This is a genomic window from Anaerolineae bacterium (assembly GCA_013178015.1).
GTDB lineage: Bacteria > Chloroflexota > Anaerolineae > DRVO01 > DRVO01 > Ch71.
The window spans coordinates 59,061-77,212 of the sequence record JABLXR010000014.1; the positions used below are offsets into that span (position 1 = coordinate 59,061).

General features: G+C 66.1%; 13 protein-coding genes. 8 read left to right on the plus strand and 5 right to left on the minus strand.

Annotated features, from left to right (window positions below; translation table 11 throughout):
- Window positions 1-176 precede the first annotated feature (176 nt).
- From HPY83_06955 to HPY83_06980, 6 genes are all read left to right on the plus strand, one after another.
- Window positions 177-884, plus strand: coding sequence for a Crp/Fnr family transcriptional regulator (locus HPY83_06955; GenBank protein NPV07688.1), 708 nt, complete (start codon window positions 177-179; stop codon window positions 882-884).
- A gap of 348 nt (window positions 885-1,232) precedes the next feature.
- Entirely contained in the window at window positions 1,233-2,033 is an 801-nt protein-coding gene (locus HPY83_06960) for a DUF1269 domain-containing protein (GenBank protein ID NPV07689.1), read from the plus strand.
- Between the two features lie 76 nt (window positions 2,034-2,109).
- Window positions 2,110-2,682, plus strand: coding sequence for an HdeD family acid-resistance protein (locus tag HPY83_06965; protein ID NPV07690.1), 573 nt, complete (start codon window positions 2,110-2,112; stop codon window positions 2,680-2,682).
- Between the two features lie 137 nt (window positions 2,683-2,819).
- The gene (locus HPY83_06970; GenBank protein NPV07691.1) at window positions 2,820-4,010 is read left to right on the plus strand and encodes a 4Fe-4S binding protein; all 1,191 of its coding nucleotides are present in this window, start codon (window positions 2,820-2,822) and stop codon (window positions 4,008-4,010) included.
- Window positions 4,011-4,112: 102 nt separating this feature from the next.
- Window positions 4,113-5,813, plus strand: a complete 1,701-nt coding sequence (locus HPY83_06975) for an AarF/ABC1/UbiB kinase family protein (protein NPV07692.1) — start codon at window positions 4,113-4,115, stop codon at window positions 5,811-5,813.
- A gap of 318 nt (window positions 5,814-6,131) precedes the next feature.
- Entirely contained in the window at window positions 6,132-6,896 is a 765-nt protein-coding gene (locus HPY83_06980; protein NPV07693.1) for an HAD family hydrolase, read from the plus strand.
- Here HPY83_06980 and HPY83_06985 read toward each other — a convergent pair.
- Window positions 6,893-8,341, minus strand: a complete 1,449-nt coding sequence (locus HPY83_06985; protein ID NPV07694.1) for a hypothetical protein — start codon at window positions 8,339-8,341, stop codon at window positions 6,893-6,895. The genes HPY83_06980 and HPY83_06985 overlap by 4 nt on opposite strands.
- Window positions 8,342-8,468: 127 nt before the next feature.
- Here HPY83_06985 and HPY83_06990 point away from each other — a divergent pair, with 127 nt between their 5' ends.
- On the plus strand, window positions 8,469-9,302 hold the full coding sequence (locus tag HPY83_06990) for a hypothetical protein (protein ID NPV07695.1): 834 nt from the start codon (window positions 8,469-8,471) through the stop codon (window positions 9,300-9,302).
- Window positions 9,303-9,402: 100 nt separating this feature from the next.
- Here the strand turns inward: HPY83_06990 and HPY83_06995 are convergent, their stop codons facing one another.
- The 4 genes from HPY83_06995 to HPY83_07010 all read right to left on the minus strand — a co-directional run bounded on the left by HPY83_06995 (window position 9,403) and on the right by HPY83_07010 (window position 15,223).
- Window positions 9,403-10,320 (minus strand): dephospho-CoA kinase, encoded by a 918-nt coding sequence (locus HPY83_06995; protein ID NPV07696.1) that lies wholly within the window; start codon window positions 10,318-10,320, stop codon window positions 9,403-9,405.
- On the minus strand, window positions 10,320-12,191 hold the full coding sequence (locus HPY83_07000) for an ABC-F family ATP-binding cassette domain-containing protein (GenBank protein ID NPV07697.1): 1,872 nt from the start codon (window positions 12,189-12,191) through the stop codon (window positions 10,320-10,322). Before HPY83_07000 ends, HPY83_06995 begins: the two co-directional genes overlap by 1 nt.
- A 79-nt stretch (window positions 12,192-12,270) precedes the next feature.
- Entirely contained in the window at window positions 12,271-13,671 is a 1,401-nt protein-coding gene (locus HPY83_07005) for a hypothetical protein (protein NPV07698.1), read from the minus strand.
- Window positions 13,672-14,101: 430 nt separating this feature from the next.
- The gene (locus HPY83_07010) at window positions 14,102-15,223 is read right to left on the minus strand and encodes a site-2 protease family protein (GenBank protein NPV07699.1); all 1,122 of its coding nucleotides are present in this window, start codon (window positions 15,221-15,223) and stop codon (window positions 14,102-14,104) included.
- A 475-nt stretch (window positions 15,224-15,698) separates the two neighbouring features.
- Between HPY83_07010 and HPY83_07015 the strand changes: the two genes are divergently transcribed.
- On the plus strand, window positions 15,699-18,152 hold the full coding sequence (locus HPY83_07015; protein ID NPV07700.1) for a PAS domain-containing protein: 2,454 nt from the start codon (window positions 15,699-15,701) through the stop codon (window positions 18,150-18,152).

Below are 18,152 nucleotides of genomic sequence, written 5' to 3' on the forward strand. Positions count from 1 at the left end.
AGCCACTTGCCGACCTCTTCGCCGAATCATCTGGCTGGACGCGCACCCTGAAACTAGTACAATTATTGCTAAGGCCGGTCCTTACATGCGCTGGGCACCATTGGCAGACGATGGGGCAGGGCGGCACCATGCGCTCCGCCAGGGCGCTGACTGTCATGCCTGTAGCGGAGGTCTGGATGGCAGAACGAGCACGGGGCCAAGTTGAGCTCACGGCCGAGGTCAGGCAGTTCTTTGCCTCCGTGCCTTACCTGGCCGGCCTAGGCGAGGAAGTCCACGCAGCCTGTGTGCGCGCTGCGCGGCGACGCGAGTTCGCCCGGGGAGCGGTCGTCGCCCTGGAGGGCGAGGCCTGCCCCGGCCTCTACTTCGTCGAGAGCGGCTGGCTCAAGGCCGTCAGGAGTTCTCCCGACGGCCGCGAGCAGGTCTGGGCCTTCTTCGGTCCAGGCGAGGCGCTTAACCACTTCGACGTTTTCGCGGGCACCCCCAACTTGAGCACGATCGTGGCGCTGGAGGACTCATCGCTGTTCTTCGTCTCGCGTGAGGCGCTAACACGCCTGCTTGCCGAGCAGCCCAGCCTGGCGGCCGCCGTGATCGCCCATCTGGCGCAGCATGCGGTCCTCCTTCTATCGCTAGTCGACGACCTCTCGCTGCGCTCCGTGGAGGAAAGGCTTGCCCACTTCCTCCTCAGTGAGAGCGACGGCGACACCGTCCACCGCCGTCGCTGGCTGACTCAGTCCGAGCTTGCCGCCCGTCTCGGCACCGTCCCCGATGTGCTCAACCGCGCCCTACGCTCCTTGAGCGAGCAGGGGCTGATCGCGGTCGACCGTCACCAGATCCGTTTGCTCGACCGTCAGGGGCTCGCCGATAGAGCCGAAGGCTACGCCTAAGATTCCCTCCTAGTACTTCTCAAATCCGACAAAAGTCATATAACCCCAGCCGTCCGGGGCTTATGCTCCCGGCATGGTTCTGCGTATGGCATCCGAGAAGTCTCAGCCGCCGGCATCACCGGCGAAGCGACGGCTGCTCCCGGCGCCACGGTTGGGGATCCACGCATCCCAGGGTTCGACTCCCTGCACTGGATCTGACAATGGCGACCTAAAAGCCGCAACCCCGCGTAGAGGGCGTGAGCTTGTCCGGGGCAATGGCACGGCAGCAAGGTAGCCTACATCACGGTCAACGAACCGGCGTGGTCTCGACGACACAGAGACGGCACTCAAGCGAAAGGGGAAGACGGAATGAACAAGATGCTAGTGGCGGTTTTCGGCAGCGAGTCGGCGGCCTACGAGGGCCTGAGCGCGCTCAAGGATCTCCACAAGAGTGGAGACATCACGCTCTACGCGACGGCGGTGATCGCCAAGGACTACTCGGGGGCCGTCAGCGTCAAGCAAGCGGCTGACGAGGGGCCTGTTGGGACCGCTCTGGGCATGCTGACCGGGAGCTTGATCGGCCTGCTGGCGGGCCCCGTCGGCGTGGCCGTTGGCGCCTCGGTGGGAGCTCTCTCGGGCGCGGCCGTCGATCTGGGCCGGTCGGGTGTCGGCCTGGACATGGTGGACGAAGTGTCGGCGGCGTTGCTTCCCGGCATGGTGGCCGTGCTGGCGGAAGTTGACGAGACCTGGATGTCTCCCGTGGACACCAGGCTGGGCGCGCTGGGCGGGCTCGTCTTCCGTCGCCTGCGTTCTGAGGTCGTCGAGGATCAGCTAGCGCGCGAATCAGCCCTGTTCAATGCCGAGATGAACGAGCTCTCTGACGAGCTGACGCGTGCCAGAGCTGAGGATAAGGCCGCCGTCAGAGAGCAGATCGAAGCTGTCAGGAACAAGCTGGAGGCGACGCAAGCCCAGGCCAAGGCCAGGCAGGAGCAGGCCAAGAGCGAGATGGAGGCGAAGGTCGCCGCCCTGCGCGACCAGATGAAGGGGGCCAGCGATCGCCGGAAGGCCCAACTCGAGCAGCGCATCGCCCAGGTCAAGGCCGACTATGAAGCCCGCAGCGCCAAGCTCGCGCAAGCGCGCAGACTCACCAGGGAGGCATTGTCACCCTAGAGACAGACCTGGCGGCGCGGGCGGCGCGGGCGCCGCCCGCACACTCTGAATCTACAAATATGGAGGTAGACCAATTATGTACACTGTAGAGAAGCGTCTGGCCACAATCCTCTCCCGCAACTGGTGGGTGCTTCTGCTGCGCGGCTTGGCCGCCATCCTCTTCGGCATCGCGGCCTTCGTCTGGCCGGGCGCCACCGTGGCGACACTGGTCCTGCTCTTCGGCAGCTTCGCCCTGGTCGACGGCATCCTTGAGGTCTGGACTGCCATCGCGGGGCGCAAGGAGTACCAAGACTGGTGGGTACTGCTCCTCCGGGGCCTCGTCGGCGTTGGTGTCGGCATCCTGACCCTGGTGCTGCCCGGTGTCACCGCGATGGCACTCCTGTTCTACATCGCGATCTGGGCCATCGCCACCGGCGTTCTTGAGATCGCGACTGCAATCAAGCTACGAAGGGAGATAGCGGGCGAGTGGTTGCTCATTTTCGAAGGCCTCGCATCCGTCGCCTTCGGCGTGCTTCTCATGGCGCGGCCAGGCGCGGGCGCTCTCGCCGTGGTCTGGCTGATCGCGATCTACGCCGTCGTCTTCGGCATTCTACTCGTGGTTCTGGCATTCAGGGTGCGCGCCCTGAGCGGGCAACTGTCTCGCCAGTAGAGCCCAGGTGCATTGCATCACCTTGCCGACCGGGCACCTCGGCCCTTCCGGGTCATCGGGAGGCTCGGTCGGATTGTTCTCCTCGCCATCCGACGGAAGTCACATAACCGCGCTAGCTCAGGTGCTATGCTACCGACATGAACGTAGATGATCGCTTCCCTCCCGGCCAGAACCCAGAGAGGCCGGTGCCGCTGATAGACCGTCAGCTCTGCGACGGATGCGGGAGGTGCGTAGTGGTGTGCCCCGGCCATGCCCTGGCGCTTGAGGGCAGCAAGGCAGTCGTCGCCCACCCTGACGCCTGTGAGTACGCCGGCCTCTGCGCATCGGCCTGCCCACGGCAAGCGATTGACCTTCTGTTCGAGATCGTGTGTGGTGATACCGTCGCGGTGCCGGTCACGACGCAAGCTGGAGCGACGCGCCGGCCAGCCGAGCCGCCCTTGAACGTGCAGCAGCGCTTGACCGCCGAGCTAGTGCGGGCACTCCCGTTACTCGAGGATGATCGGCGATGCGCCTGCTCACGGCAACGAATGCCAATGAGGCCTATGGACTCCACTCGGTCAACACGCAGTTGCCGCTGGGAGCTTGGCGGAGTCTCACACCCGCTGTCCGGGGCTGCCGGTTGGCGAGGCCACCGGGCAGTCCGGCCACTTGCGGGGCCAAATCTCGCCGAGGCCCCAATGTCCGCAAACGTAGAGGAGTGTAATGTCATGGATATACCGCTTACGATCGGAATGCCCGTGGATGCTGAGAACGGCCGTGCCGGCCGCCTGGAGATGATCATCGTGGACCAGGACTCCAAGCAGCCAACCTACCTGGTCATCAGGCGCAGCCCGCCATACTTCCCCGCCCGCGTTGTCGTGCCGACGAAGCTGGTGTCGGAGGTAGCTGAAGGCACCGTCAGACTGCGAATGTACAAAGAGGCACTCGATGCTTTCCCCGACTACGAGGTGACTGTCGAGAAGCCTGTCGACGAGCCAGGGGAGAACCCCGAGCAGCCGAGCTACGTGGACCAGTGGCCGCTGACGACGCCCTCTCTCTGGCTCACCGAGGGGGCGGTGAAGGTGCCCCAGCGCACGGTGCCAGAGCACACGGAGGACGTGCGCATAGGCATGACCGTCTACGACGCCGGCGGCTTGGCGTTGGGAATGGTGCAAGGCGTCATCGTCAACTCGGATACCAAGCAGGTGACGCACATCATCCTCTGGCGACTGGGGGTCAGACGCCTGGTACCCGTGGACCTGATCGACTTCACGATCCGCAACGATGTCTATCTGACCATCGGGCAGGACTATGTCCCCGGCCTACCCGCGGAGAAGCAGAAGGCGTAGGAGTAGCGGGAGTGAGCGGCCTCTCTGTCGCTCACTCCCGCTACTCGGGTTGGTATTCGCCGGGCAGTCTGTCCGGCGGCGAACGCCTGGGAGGTAACGATCGTGCGAGCCAACAAGCGAGGCCCGGCCTTTAGGCGCTGGCGTGAGGTTCAGGCTGTGCTACTGCGCTATGGCTTTGAGAGCCTGATCGAGAAAGACAGGATTAGGACGGCCAGGCAGTGGCTGGAGAAGGAGCTACATCTGCGTCCGGCCGACATCGAAGGCCGCAGCGCCCCCGAGCGGGCCCGCCTGATGCTGGAGGAGCTTGGCGTCAGCTACGTCAAGTTGGGACAGATCATGGCCAGCCGCTCCGACCTTCTGCCCGCCGAGTGGGTGAGCGAGTTATCCAGGCTGCAGGACGACGTCGCCCCCTTCCCCTACGAGCAAGTGCGCCAGATCATCGTCGACGAGTTGGGCGCGCCGCCGGAGGAGTTATTCGCCCGCTTTGAGGAACAGCCTCTGGCAGCCGCTTCCATCGGCCAGGTGCACCGAGCCCTCCTACCAGCCCGCCGGCCGGTGGTGGTGAAGATCCAGCGCCCCGGCATCGAGCCGCAGATCCGGGCCGACCTGGAGATGCTGCGCAGGGTCGCCCGCCTGGCAGAGGCGCGTACGGCCTGGGGGCGCGAGTCGGACGCGGTGAGCATAGCCGAGGAATTCGCCCGCTCCCTGCTCGATGAGCTCGACTACATCAACGAAGGGCGCAACGCCGAGCGCCTGCGACACAACCTGGCGGCGCTGCCGCAGGTGCACGTGCCCGCCATCTATTGGGAGCTGACCACCTCGCGCGTGCTGACGATGGAGCGGGTATCGGGGATCAGAATCGACGACCTCGAGGCGCTTGATCAGGCAGGGATCGATCGCGCCACTCTCGCCGACCGGTTCATCCGCAGCATGTTTCAGCAATCGCTCGTTGACGGCTTCTTCCACGCCGATCCGCACCCCGGTAATGTGCTGGTCAACCCCGAGACAGGTGACCTCACCTACATTGACCTGGGCATGATGGGGACGCTGATGGAGGAGCAGCGAGAGCTGCTGGGCGACATGCTCGTGGCCGCGGTACAGCGCGACAGCCGAGAGGTAGTCCGCATCGCGCTAGAGATCGGCACGTCCACCGGTGAAGTGCAGGAGCCGGCGCTGCGCCGGGACGTCGACCGCCTCCTGAACCGATACCTTACAACCGGGCTGGCGGATATCGCCCTGACGAGTACCTTGGGCGACGTGATGGACGCTATCAGCAAGGCCGGCATCCGTCTGCCGAGCGACCTGACGCTGGCTTCCAAGGCGATGGTCCAGGCAGAAGCCATCGCGCGCAAGCTAGACCCTGAGCTCAAAGTTGTCGAGATTGCCGAGGCAGCCATCGAGCAGGCCGCCGCGCACCGCTTCGAGGCGCGGACGGTGATGACGCAGCTGTCACGGGACGCGCGCGATGCGGTGCGCCTGGCGAGGTCGCTTCCCCGGGTCATGGACCGGCTGTTGCACCAGATCGAGAGTGGGGCAGTGCAGGTGCATCTAGATGCCCCCGGCTGGAAGGACCAAGTGCGCCACTTGTCCACCATCGCTAACCGCCTCACGGCCGGGCTGGTGGTTATCGGGATGGCCGTTGGCTCGGCGATTGCGATGGGGGTTTCTCCCCAGGAGTCGTGGTCATTCATTCCAGTGCTGGGCGCGCTTGGCTTCAGCCTGTCGACAGCCCTCGGCGGCGTCTTGGTGTGGAGCGTGCTGCGGGATATGTGGCGGACGGGCCGCCAGAGGGATGGCGGGTAGCAGCCTGGCGGAAGCGTGGTGGCCTGGCGCCGGTTTGCCGGCCCATCCACCTCCTGAAAGTGACCACCTCGCCCCGCATCAGGGTGGCATCCGCCGCCTGCTCGATCAAGTGCGCCGAAAGATGCGGACGCAGAATCACGTCCGGGGACGCTGGTGGCGAGGAGAGCTTGGTCGCCGGCGGCTCGGTGGGCATGACCCGCTCATCGCCTATGGAACGTTGCCTCATCGCTTAGCAGGTACGGCTTCAGGACCGAGTATGGTGTCGCGCTCAGCTCGCCACACCGCTGTCACTGGCCCGCGCTCGAGGGAGAGACTACAATGCCGCCGACAAGAGCGCGGGAGGGTGAGTTGGCGCCATCGCTGCGGGGCGTGACTTTCGACTGGTGGGGGACGCTGTATCAGCATCGGGAGGCGCGCCGCCGCCGGGTGCAGAAGATCCTCGAAGTGCTGGCCGCTCACGGCGTTCCGGTGTCACAGGATGAGGTGGAAGCGGCCTATCTGGTGGCAGCCGAGACCTTCGACCGAGAGTGGCGCGCCGGCCGCGCCTACTCACCCGAGAGGTGGCTGGATGAGATCCTGACCCAGGTGGACGCCGACATCCCCGAGTCCGAGTGCCTGATGCTGCGCCGCTTCATGGAAGAGGCCATGCTCGACCACCCACCCGAGATGGTGCCCGGTGCCCGCGATCTACTCCACGACCTGCACGCTGCCGGGGTGAAGCTGGGGCTCATCTCCGACACCGGGCTGACGGTGGGAAGGGTGATGCGCACCATCCTGGACCGGGACGGCGTGCTGACCTTCTTCCAGGGCCTGGCCTTCTCGGACGAGGTGGGTGTGACCAAACCCAACCCGCTGACATTCCGGCGGGCTCTGGAAGGCATGGGGGTCGCGCCTGCCGAGGCGGTGCACGTCGGCGACCTGCCCTTCACCGACGTTCGAGGGGCGAAGGAGCTGGGCATGCGAGCGGTGCTGATCACGGGGGTCACCGGGCTGCCGGACGATGGTCAGGCGGACGCAGTGGTGAAGGACTTCGCCGAGCTGAGGGAGCTGTTTAGGGCGTGGCGGCTCCTGCCGCCTGGCTAGCGGGGGGTGACGCCCCAGGAATCGGCCAAGGCGATGCCCGGAGGGCCCACCAGGCGCGCCAGGGCGACGGCCACCTGGGCCGAGCTGAGATAGCCAAAGGCGCCCTCCTCTTGCAGCGCTCGCAAGGTGGCCATCAGGCCCGTCTCGCCCAATAGCAGTTCCAGGTCGCGCCAGAACAGGGGGCCCTGGGAGTGCACCAGGAGCTCGTAGCGGGCCGAGTTGCCGTAGGCGGAGAGAGGCTGAGCGAGGGGGGCTAGCTGTCCGGTAGTGATGGCGGTCTGGTAGGCGTCTTCCCAGCCGCGCAGCAGGGCCTGCGTCCCGCCGGTACCGGAGACGTGGCGCAGGAACAGATAGGCTGTGTAGGAGGCCAGGCTCTCGTCTATCCAGGGGTCGCGCAGGGGGTCACTGGCGACGCGTCGACTCCACCATTCTCGGGCCACCTGAAGGGCTACCGCTTGGCGGGAGTCGGCCCGGCTTTCGGCGTAGTAGCGCCGGTGCAGCAGGAGTAACCCTGATAGGTGCACTTCTGCCCGCTCCAGGGGCACCTGAACCAGGGCCAGCTCGGTGGCCATATAGGGGCTGAGGTTCTCCTCGCAGTAGGCCAGGGCAGCAGCGGCGTAGCTAAGGATGGCCTGGGAAGCGGTGGCATCCTCGGCCGGTGCATAGCTGGTCAGGCGGACGGAGCCGGCGTGCAACTCGTGGGCCCGATAGCCTTGGGCGGCGACGATTCCCACGGTACGGGCCAGCCCCACCACGAACTCGCGCCTAGTGCCTGCCTCGGCCGGGCCTTGGCCCACCAGCACCCCGGGAGCGACGACGAGGTAGTGGTCTGGGGCAGTCACCTCGAGGCGATAGAGAGAGGCCTCTGCGAAGGCGGCATCGCCATATCCCGGCGAAGCGTCCAGCCGCCACTCACCCTCTATGAGAGGGGCGACCACGGGGTAGCATTCGGGGAGGATGATGACTCCGTCGCGGGCGCCGAAGAAATCGTACTCGCCCTTGGCCTCGGGGTACGACAGAGAGAAGTCTATCACCAGGGTGGCCGCTCGTCCTGAGGGCAGGGTGCGGGGCAGAGGGATCTTGAGGTCAGTGCCCTTGGCCGTCTCCACGAAGGGGACATCGTGTCCGTCTACCGACGCGCGGAGCACGCTCATCCGACCGCCATACATGCGCATGTTGGGGTAGAGCCTGAGGTAGACTTCCCGCAACTCCCCAGGTGCCCGGTTGACGTAACGTATAGTAGCCCGACCCGCCACGGTGGACGTCTCCGGGTTGAGGATCAGGGACAGGTGATAGCGCGGGAAGCGGTCCAGGGAGCTGATGTCGGAGGTGACGCTCTCGGGGAGGGCGACGGCGAAGGGCTCCAGCGAGGCCGGCTCGGCGGTCTGGGCGCAGCCGGCTAGGCAGAGAGTGATGAGGAGAGCTAGGAGGCGGCAGAATCTCAATTGGCTACCTCGAGGTGGCGGACGGTGCATGGCAGCATCGGAGCAGGTTGAGGCGACACCTCGACCGGGCGGGTGCTCCAGACATGAGGTCGATGCAATTCACGGGCCAGCGGGTGATAGGCTGCGGATGCGCGAGCGAGCTAGCCTGGGCTCTGCCGATGGTGCCGCAACCGCCCTGGAGTGTCCTGAGGGCGGTACTGAGCGGCAGCTCCGGTCGACCAAGTCTCGGTTCGATATCGGGTGGTTGGCACTGGTGTTGCTGGTGAGCACGCTAGTCCTGGTGAATGGCGCCTGCAGCCCCAAGGCAGACGTGGCCACCATAGGTGGGAACCGGACTGGGACGGCATCGGCAGCCGCCGCCTGCACCGTCGAGGGAATCTGCGTGCACGAGCGTTTCCTGGCCTTCTATCGAGAGCACGGCTGGCTCATCGGGCCGCCAATCGCCCAGCCGGACACCTACCGGGAGCGCCTGGTGCAATACTTCGAGGCCGGACGGCTGGAGTACGTTCCCGAAAACCCTCCCGGCTATGAGATCGGTCTGGCCTACCTGGCCGAGGAGACTTGCGGCCGCCAGCCCCCTCTTCATTACAGCCAGGTCCCCTCGGCGCTAGATGCCGAGGCGGAGTACTACCCGGAGACCGGGCACAGCTTGAGGGGGCAGTTCCTGCTTTTCGTGCGGGAGAACGGAGGCGTTGACCTGTTCGGGCCGCCCATCTCGGAGCAGCGGCAGGTGGGCGGCGAGGCAGTACAGGACTTCGTCCGAGTCCAGCTCAGGCAGGCCGAGGATGGCACTTTCTACCTGGCCCCGCTGGGGCGGCTGGTTATGGAGAGGACAGAACCCCCGCCGGGGCTGTGCCCATCAGTCCCACCCGATGATCCATACACACAGCCCGGCCAACCCGATGGTGGCCAGGATGATGGCGGCGAACTGACCGGGGAGCAGCCCCACATCGCGGGCTGACCAGATCACCATGACCACCATCACTACCGCGAGCACCGCCCATGCCGCCAGCTGCGGATGTCTGCTGGCGAACCCCCGCAGACCACCGGATGCTCTCTCGTCATCGGGATCTGCGGCAGTAGAGCGCTTCTCCTGGCTCTCCTCCATCGCGACATGCCTCCACGTACCCCATTCCCTGCAGGAACTGACAGTAACCGGTGCGCTGGGGCACGAGCAAACCGGGCGGCGGCTTGTTTTCGTGGGCGGCCTCGGCTTCCAGCGCGGCTATTAAGGGCCGCAGCAGGCGCGGCATGCGGGTGGACGCCGGCGCCAGCAGCCGCCAGCGGTCGGCACCGGCCGGCACGGCGACTGCCTGGTACGCGCCCTCCCGGACGAACCAGGCGCCGTGGCTGTGATAGGGTCTACCAGGTCCAGCGCCCTGCCCAGGAGCCTGACCATCCACGATGTTCCTCCACTCGGCATCCACCAGGTCCAGCAGCGCCGCCTGGGTGCCCTCGTTCACCAGAAGCACGTCAGCCCGACATACCTTGGCACCGGGGTGTGGCTGGGCCTGGATCCGGGCCCGCGCCTCTTTGGGGGAAAGGCCTCGGTCGCGCACCAACCGCTTCAGCTGGTGCTTGGGGCTGCAGGCAGTGACCCAGAGGGCGTGGCACCGCTCGGACAGGCCCGACTCGATGAGCTTGATGGCCTCTACCACCGCCACGGTGGCGTTGCTGCCCTCCAGGAGCGACTCGACCCGCTCCACAACGCGGGGATGCACGATCCTCTCGAGCGCCTGGAGCTCCTCCGGGTCAGAGAAGACCACCTGTGCGAGAGCGGCCCGCCGGATCTCTCCGTGCTCGTCGAGAATGCTCTCGCCGAAGTGCTCGCGAATGTCGGCCCAGGCGGGTTGGCCCCGTTCCATGACCTCGTGGGCCACCTGGTCCGCGTCAACGCAGAAGGCGCCGTGTTCGGCCAGCCGGCGGAGAACTAGCGTCTTGCCAGTGGCTATGTTGCCGGTGAGGCCGATGCGGTACATCAGGCCACTTCTTCCCAGGAGCGCAAGGCACGTGCTAGCGCCTGAGAGACGGCCTCATGGTCAGTACCTAGCTCGCGCAAGGTGTCCCAGTCCTCCTGCTCGGCCGCCTCGGCGAGCTGGGCCTCCAGGGCAGCCAGCCTCTGCTCCATCTCCTCGATCTCGGCTTCCAGCCGGACCCGCCGCTCCTGTCGCCGCCGCTGCTCCCGTTGAGCGGCGCGGGCCTCAGGGGTAGAGCGGGGAGAGGGCCGGCGCTGCGCCGTTTCGCGCTTCTCCCGCTCGCGGCCCTGGGCCGCTTTCGCTGCAGTGTATGCACTGTAGTCCCCGGGGTAGGCAACCAGCCGGCCGGACTCGATGGCCCAGACCTGGGTGGCCAGTGAGTCTATGAAGTAGCGGTCGTGAGAGACGAAGAGGATGGTGCCGTCGTATTCGCTCAGCACGGACTCCAGAACATCGCGGGACAGCATGTCGAGCTGGTTGGTGGGCTCGTCTAGGACCAGGAAGTTGGTCCCTTGAAGGGTAAGCTTGGCCAGGGCCAGGCGGCTGCGCTCGCCCCCACTCAAGTCGCCCACGCGCTTGAAGGGGTCGTCTTCTGTGAATAGAAAGAGGGCCAGATGGTCGCGGGCTTCGGGCAGGCTGAGTTCCCTGACCGACAGCATCTCCTCGACCAGAGTACGGCCCGGATGGAGCTCATCTTGGGCCTGAGAGAGGTAGCCGGGCAGGACATTGTGCCCCAACATGAGCCGACCGGCCAGCGGCTCTAGCTCGCCCAGGGCTGTGCGCAGGAAGGTGGTCTTGCCCGATCCGTTCGGTCCCACCAGGGCCGCCCTTTCTCCCCGCAGCAGAATCAGGTCTTCGATCGTGAATAGAGGGCGGCCTTTCGCATAACCGACGGCCAGGTCGTGCGCTTCCAGGACGACCCAGCCGCCTCGGGCGGCCGCCTTAAGGTTGACCCGCATGGCGCGCTGCTGACTGGGGAGCTCGATGCGCTCCAGGCGATCCAGCCGCTTCTGTCGTCCCCGAGCCTCCCGGTACCGCTGCCCGGCCTTGTACCGACGGATGAAGGCTTCGGTGGCGCGGATGTGTTCCTGCTGCCTCTCGTACTCCCGCCGAAGGTGCTCCAGCCGCTGGGCCTTCTGAGCCTCGTAGGCACTGTAGTTGCCCCGGTAGCGATCCAGTCCCTCGGGGGTGAGCTCCCATATGGTACCCGCGACGGCATCCAGGAAGTAGCGGTCGTGGGAGACGGCTACGATGGAGCCCTCCCACGACTGGAGGAAGGACTCCAGCCAGGCGAGAGCTTCTAGGTCCAGGTGGTTGGTGGGCTCGTCCAGAAGCAGGACGTCGGGCCGCTGTAAGAGGAGCTGGGCCAGGCGGGCCCGGGTGTGCTGGCCTCCGCTCAGTTGGGACACGGGGCAGTTCAGGCTGTCGCCCAGCCCCAAGCCCTCCAGCGTCTGCCGGGCGCGCCACTCGTGGTCGTAGCCGCCCGCAGCCTGGTACCGGTGCTCGCAGTCCTCGTAGCGGCGCCAGAGAGCCGGGTCGTCACTCTCGGCAATGGCAGCCTCCAGCCGCCGCAGTTCCTCCTCGAGGGAGCGCAGAGACCCCAGCGCCGAGAGGGTAGCCTCCCACAGGGTGCAGTCTCCCTCGATCTGGGCATCCTGGGCCAGGTACCCCAGGCTTATGCTGGAGGCCCGATGCAGGCTGCCCTCGGTGGGCACCTCCTGGCCGGCGATGATGCGAAGCAGCGTGGTCTTGCCCACCCCGTTGGGCCCGATCAGGCCGGCTTTCTCGCCTCGGGCCAGGGAGAAGGAGACCGATCTGAAGACGTCTTGGGCCCCGTAGTACTTGGCCAGGCCGCTTCCAGAAACGACGGACATGAGACCTACCGGCAGCTCAGTGGATAGTGGTGAGTGGAGAGTGGCCCGGAGGGGCGGCCGTGTCGCTAGCCACCGGCCACTATACCACTACTACATCTATGCCGACGAACTGCCCGAACTGGGCCAGCTCCGCGGTAACATCGCCGTGAATCATGCTGGCGTGGTGGATGAAGCCCTCGCTGACCAGGGTTCGATACAGGCGGTCCAAATCCTCTACCTGGACCCAGGACCAGGAGCCCCGCAGGTTGCGGTCGTCTGGGATCACCTCGCCCTTAGTGATGAGCATTTTGAACTGGTTGTCGTACTCGACCAGGCGGCTCAACGTAACGGTGCCTTCGCGAAGCTGGAATTCGCCTGTCCCTTCGCCGGCGCTACCCTCAAACTGGCCGCCCAGGATGCTGTGCTGACGCACGTTGACCCGACACCCGGGTGCGGCGAGGCACTGAGGGGCGTTGCCGCAGTGCCAGGCAAAGAACACGTTCTCCTTCTCCTGGTGCTGGATGGTCCAGTCTATGAAGTGGGGCACGCTGGCCCGCCGGGTGGCCTCGTACTGGGCCAGCATAGTGAGGGCGCCGTAGATGTCCACTTCGCAGGCAGTCATGATTCCCCGCTCGGTCAGTCGACCCATGGCTAGACAGGGCGTGACCCCGTAGTCGGCCTGGATGACATCCCAACACTGCAGCCCCATGGCTGAGAGACCTTTCTCCCTGGCGAAGCTGACGAGGGCATGCTCCAGCTTGGCCAGTCGGGCCAGGGTGGTGTCGCTCACTTCGGTCGTGGAGGAGCGCTCGCGTATGTCGGCGATCACCGCCAGCACATCGGGGTGGTCGTCGGGCAGCGCCCGGGCGGCGTTGAAGATGGCGGGAAGGGCGACGGGGACTAGGCGCTGGCCGAAGCTCTGTATCATGGCCACCTCGTCGCAGGCGCAGGTCTCGAACCGCTCCGGCCGAGGGCCCACCAGGCCCACACGGGCTCCGAGGAAGTGGCTCACGGTGTTGCAGGTGGCGGCAAAGCGATTCAGTTCAGCGGTGAACTTCTCTTCCTCGGGGAAGACGATGCCGGCGAAGGCGAACGGTATCCGGCGGCGGTATAGCCCCGAGGAGATGGACAGAGTGCCGCAGAATGAATCGGAGCGCCGTCCACCGTCAGGCAGGAACTCACCTTCTTTGGTCCCGAACAACAGGACAGGCAAGCCGGGGAGGTATTGGGCCACCGCCACTGCCGAAACTTCGTCGCCGAAGGTCATGGCGCCGATGACGATGCCCTGAACGCGCTCGCGCCGGAACAGCTCGATCACCCGATCGGCATCGGCGTCATCGCGAACCAGGCCGCCCTGGGTCAACTCCTCGCCGGGAGTGACGAACTCCACGTCGGGGATGCGTGCCATGACTTCCAGGCAGCGACGACGCATGTCTTTGGCCCAGCCCTCGTCGAAGGGGACCCTATGCGCCGGGACGAAGCCCAGTTTCACCTTTTGCATATCAGCCTCCTGTCTACGCCCGCGATTGTAGCAGCTCAGAATCGGGGGACACATGCCGGCCAGCGCTGTCGCTCAAGGCCTTCGCTGCGCTTGGACTACGCGAGCCAGCCCCGACTGCACCACAGCCACACCCTCCTTCGAGGAGGGCGCGCGCCCACGCGCGCCATGCCTCCAAGTGCCTACCGCGCCTGGAGGCGCGGACTCCTCAGGAGGAGGCTGGAACGTACCAGGATGCTGGCGCCTTGCCCTCCTAGCCGGCCGAAGAGCCTGCCGCAAGAGCCTGTGAGGAAACCACTTGCGCGCGACTGCCGGCTGAACACGGCCAACCCCTCGATCCTGAGCTCTTATCCGTGGTTGGCCGATTCTACCACGATAGCGGACAGTGGCTAGTCGGGGCGGTCACTCCCGGCCGAGCAGCATCCGGCAATCGCTATCCACCTGGGAGCACTGACTCGCCCTGGATCCAGCGCACCACGTCGAGGTAGGAAACGACCAGCATGAGCCCGATGAGTATGACCATGCCCGCCAGGTGCACTAAGGCTTCCTTCTCCGGCGGCACCCTCTTGCCGCGGCGCACCCACTCCAGGAGCACGAAGGCGATGTGACCTCCGTCGAGCGCCGGCAGGGGCAGGACGTTGATGAGGGCGAAGTTGAGGCTGAGGAAGCCAGTGAGGTCGAGGAAGGGCAACCAGCCGCCCCGCGCCACTTCGCCCGCCAGTCGGGCTATCCCTACGGGCCCAGAGATGCCACCCTCGGGCGCTGGCACGCTGGTGGTGAACAAGCTGAGGATCAACCGGCCCAGGCCCTCCATCATGGCCCCGACCAGGAAGAGGGCACGTTGTATGCCCAGCCAGATGGTGCGTATCGGGCCTGTGCGCCGGTACACCACATCCTCCACCTCTTGGAGGCTGATGGTAACTCCCATAGCACCCTGGCCCTCGGGCGTGTCCTCGGGCCGCCTCGGCACCAGTGTGATGGTGAGCGGGACCTGGTCGCGCAAGACGGTGATCTCCACCGGCTCTCCCAGATGGGCGGCAGTGGAGTCCTGGACGTCGGTGAAGCTGCGCACGGCAGCGCCCCCAATGTGGGTGAGGACGTCACCTGCTTGCAGACCGGCCTGGGCGGCGGGGGAGCCGGCCGCCACCTCCTGGATCACCACTGGGCCCACCGGCTCCGGAATGCCGCCGGCAAACACCCCGATGTAGATGAGCACGGCCAGGAGCACGTTCATGGTTGGTCCGGCAGCGAACACGATGAAGCGCTGCCAGGGCGCCTTGGCCGCCAGGCTACCCGGGTCCTCGAAGCCTCGCTCTTCGCCGGCCATGCGCACGAACCCGCCAAAGGGTAGCCAGTTGAGGGTGTACTTGACCCCGTTGCGTTCGAAGAGAACCAGCATGCGAGGAGGGTAACCGAAGCCGAACTCCTCCACCCGCACCTTCATCCAGAGGGCGGCCAGAAAGTGCCCTAACTCGTGGGCGAACACCAGTATGCTCAAAAGCGGGATCACGGCGAGCCACTCGAGCCCGCTCGGCCAGCGCAACAATGCGTCCATCTAGCTCCTTCCCTGCTCCGCCAAAGGGCGTAAGCCTGATGTTAGCCCATCGCTGTGGCCGCAGCAAAGCGGCGCCGCCACGCGGGCACGCTCCCGGTTCGAAGCAGACGGTGCTGGCGAGGGTCCTTCTGGCTGTCACCGCGAGTGGCGCAGGTAACGCTCTTCCTGAGACGGGCCACGATTACCGCTCACCGACACGCAGGTGTAGAGGTACGCCACCGCGCCTGCCCACGCCGTGGGCTCGTGCTGGGTCTGCCACCGGCGCGTGCACTCTAGTTTCTCGAGCCACTCTGAGGGATCTCGCCTCTCCCTCCCTTTTTTACCTTTCGTTTACGCGGGCCGCCCTAACGGGGGTGGCATCTCTGCCGATACAACAACGGGAGTCGCTCCGCTCCGCGCCTGCCAGTGGTCGGGGGAACGTATTCCCGGCGTCACTTATCACAGCCAGTCACGAGGTCGCTGGTTGGAGCCACCAATGAGGGCGAATGCCGCCCTCCCCTCCATAGTGCCCCGCGTTATCCTGCGCCTGGGGCTTGTGATCGCCATTCAAATAGTGGTGGTGGGGCTTTTGGCGTTGGCTGCCCCCCGCACCCTGGCTTCTCTCGGGCACTACGTGGTGGGCACCCCTTCGCGAGCCCTCACCGCGGCGGTGGAGCACCGCGGGCGGGACCGGGCGGAGATGGCTCGGCTGCTGGCGACCGCCCTAGTGGACGAGGAAGGCTTGCGAGCTGCCTCAGCAGCTTCTCCGGTTGCGCTGCTGGCTCTGCGCCAGGGGGACGCCACGCCGACAGTCTGGGCCGATTGGCCTTCGGGTTGGCCCGAGGTCGTTCCCTCAGCGGTGAGACAGTGGCTGGCCGACCGATCTGGCGACTCCGAGCCGCTGTGGTGCACGGTGTACCACTCGGGCAGGCTCTTCATCGTCGGCGCAGCATCGTGGGGGGCGGAGGGCGACTGGCTGGTGGTCGTGGCCGACGAGACGGAGGACCTCGGGGAGGTGGCGGCCCGGGTGGCGGGGGCCAGAGCGTTCTCGGTCGTGGCCGCCGCCGGCTGGGAACCCGAGGGCACGGTATCGTTGGCCGAGATCACTAGCGGGCTGGTGCACGTGGTGCTGCCAGTGCCGGGCAGTGTAGGAGATCCCGGGCTGCTTTCCTTCGACCTCCCCACGGGCGGCATCGGCGCCCCGCTCCGGGCCGGCGCGATCATCCTCCTGGCCAGCGTGCTTCTGGTGGCCGGGGCACAGACCCTGGCTTTCACCAGCACCTACGTCCAGCTCATGCAGCCCTTCCGAGAGGTGTTGCGAGCCCTGGATGCCTACGCTACCACGGGAAGATGGGAACCGCCCCGAGGCGAGTTCCAGGAACAGCAGATGGCGGTGATGGCCATCAGCCGCGCTGTGGAGGCGAGAGAGCGAGCAGAGAAAGAGGCTCGGGCCAGGCTGGAGGAGCTGCGAGCCTTTGTGGACGCATTGCCGGCTCCGGCTGGGGTGAAGGACGCCGACCTGCGCTATCGCCTGGTCAATGCAGCGCTGACGCGGCTCATAGGGTGCCGGCCGGAGGAGCTCATTGGGAAGACAGATGATGAGATCCTCCCGGAAGACCTGGCCCGAGTATGCACCGACCACGACCGCCAGACCATCGAAAGCGGGCAGACTCTGCAGTTTGAGGAGTTCGCTGAGCTGGAAGGCCAGCGACACGTCTTCCGAATAGTAAAGGCGCCTCTGAGGGACTCGGAGGGGACGGTTTCGGGGCTTGTCAGCGTTGGGGTTGACATCACCAGAGAGCGGGAGATCCAGGCTCGCTTGGCGGAGGCGCAGAAGGCGCAGATGATGGGGCGCCTGGCCGGGGGAGTAGCCCACATCTTCAACAACATCTTGACTGCCATCATCGGGTCCTCAGAGCTGGCTCTGCTGGAGCTGGGGGCAGGACATCCGGCGCGCCCGGACATCGAGGAAGTCAAGGCGGCGGCCAACCGAGGGGCTCGGGTGAGCCGCCAGCTTCTCTTCCTGGGGCGGGGCCACCCGGGAGGCGAAGGGCCCACCCGAGTACACGAGGTGCTGGACGATCTCCTACCAGTGCTGAAGGAGATGGCGGGCACTCAGGTAGAGCTCGAGACGGCGGTGGCGCCCGAGCTGCCTCCGGCGCTGGTGGGCGCCGGAGAGCTCAAGCAGGTGCTGCTGAACCTGGTGCTGAACGCGACAGAGGCCATGCCCGACGGCGGGCGACTCCTGATTGAGGGATGTGTCTGTCAGCCTCCGGCCGAGGCGGTGCGCATCGAGCCAGCCCTGAGTCAAGGTGCGGTGGTGGTGCTCAGGGTGGCCGATACTGGGACTGGCATTGGCCCTGGGGTCCGGGAACACGTGTTCGAGCCCTTCTTCACTACCAAGGGTGCCGCCGGGGGGCGCGGTCTGGGGCTGGCGGTGGTGCAGAGCATCGTCCGCAGCTACCGGGGTGCGGTGCTCTTCCGATCAGAAGAAGGGCGTGGCACCTGCTTCGAGGTCTATCTCCGGAGCCAGGCCGAGCCCGAGGTGAGGACGGATCGAGGGGCGGCGACCGGAACCGGAGTGCCTCAAGGTCACGAGGTGATACTGCTGGCGGAAGACGAGCCCAGTGTGCGTCAGCTGACCGAGAAGATGCTGGCTTCCCAGGGCTACACCCTTTGGACGGCGACTCGGGGAGACGAGGCCCTGGAGCTGGTGGAGTCCAGGGGACAGCCGCCCGATCTGCTCCTGACGGATGTGGTCATGCCGGGGATGAGTGGCGTGGAACTGGCGCTGGCCCTGCGGGACCGTTACCCGGGAATGCGAGTGCTGCTCATGTCGGGCTACGCTAGTGGCCACGATGGCGAGGACCTGCAGGGCTTCCCCCTACTGTGGAAACCCTTCACCCTGGACAGTCTCACCCAAAGGGTCCGCAGCCTCCTGGATAGCTGA

Coding starts and splice junctions, on each gene's coding strand:
- HPY83_06955 (NPV07688.1), top strand. CDS start 177: ATGGCAGAACGAGCACGGGGCCAAGTTGAGCTCACGGCCGAGGTCAGG.
- HPY83_06960 (NPV07689.1), top strand. CDS start 1,233: ATGAACAAGATGCTAGTGGCGGTTTTCGGCAGCGAGTCGGCGGCCTAC.
- HPY83_06965 (NPV07690.1), top strand. CDS start 2,110: ATGTACACTGTAGAGAAGCGTCTGGCCACAATCCTCTCCCGCAACTGG.
- HPY83_06970 (NPV07691.1), top strand. CDS start 2,820: ATGAACGTAGATGATCGCTTCCCTCCCGGCCAGAACCCAGAGAGGCCG.
- HPY83_06980 (NPV07693.1), top strand. CDS start 6,132: ATGCCGCCGACAAGAGCGCGGGAGGGTGAGTTGGCGCCATCGCTGCGG.
- HPY83_06990 (NPV07695.1), top strand. CDS start 8,469: ATGCGCGAGCGAGCTAGCCTGGGCTCTGCCGATGGTGCCGCAACCGCC.
- HPY83_06995 (NPV07696.1), bottom strand. CDS start 10,320: ATGTACCGCATCGGCCTCACCGGCAACATAGCCACTGGCAAGACGCTA.
- HPY83_07000 (NPV07697.1), bottom strand. CDS start 12,191: ATGTCCGTCGTTTCTGGAAGCGGCCTGGCCAAGTACTACGGGGCCCAA.
- HPY83_07005 (NPV07698.1), bottom strand. CDS start 13,671: ATGCAAAAGGTGAAACTGGGCTTCGTCCCGGCGCATAGGGTCCCCTTC.
- HPY83_07010 (NPV07699.1), bottom strand. CDS start 15,223: ATGGACGCATTGTTGCGCTGGCCGAGCGGGCTCGAGTGGCTCGCCGTG.
- HPY83_07015 (NPV07700.1), top strand. CDS start 15,699: ATGAGGGCGAATGCCGCCCTCCCCTCCATAGTGCCCCGCGTTATCCTG.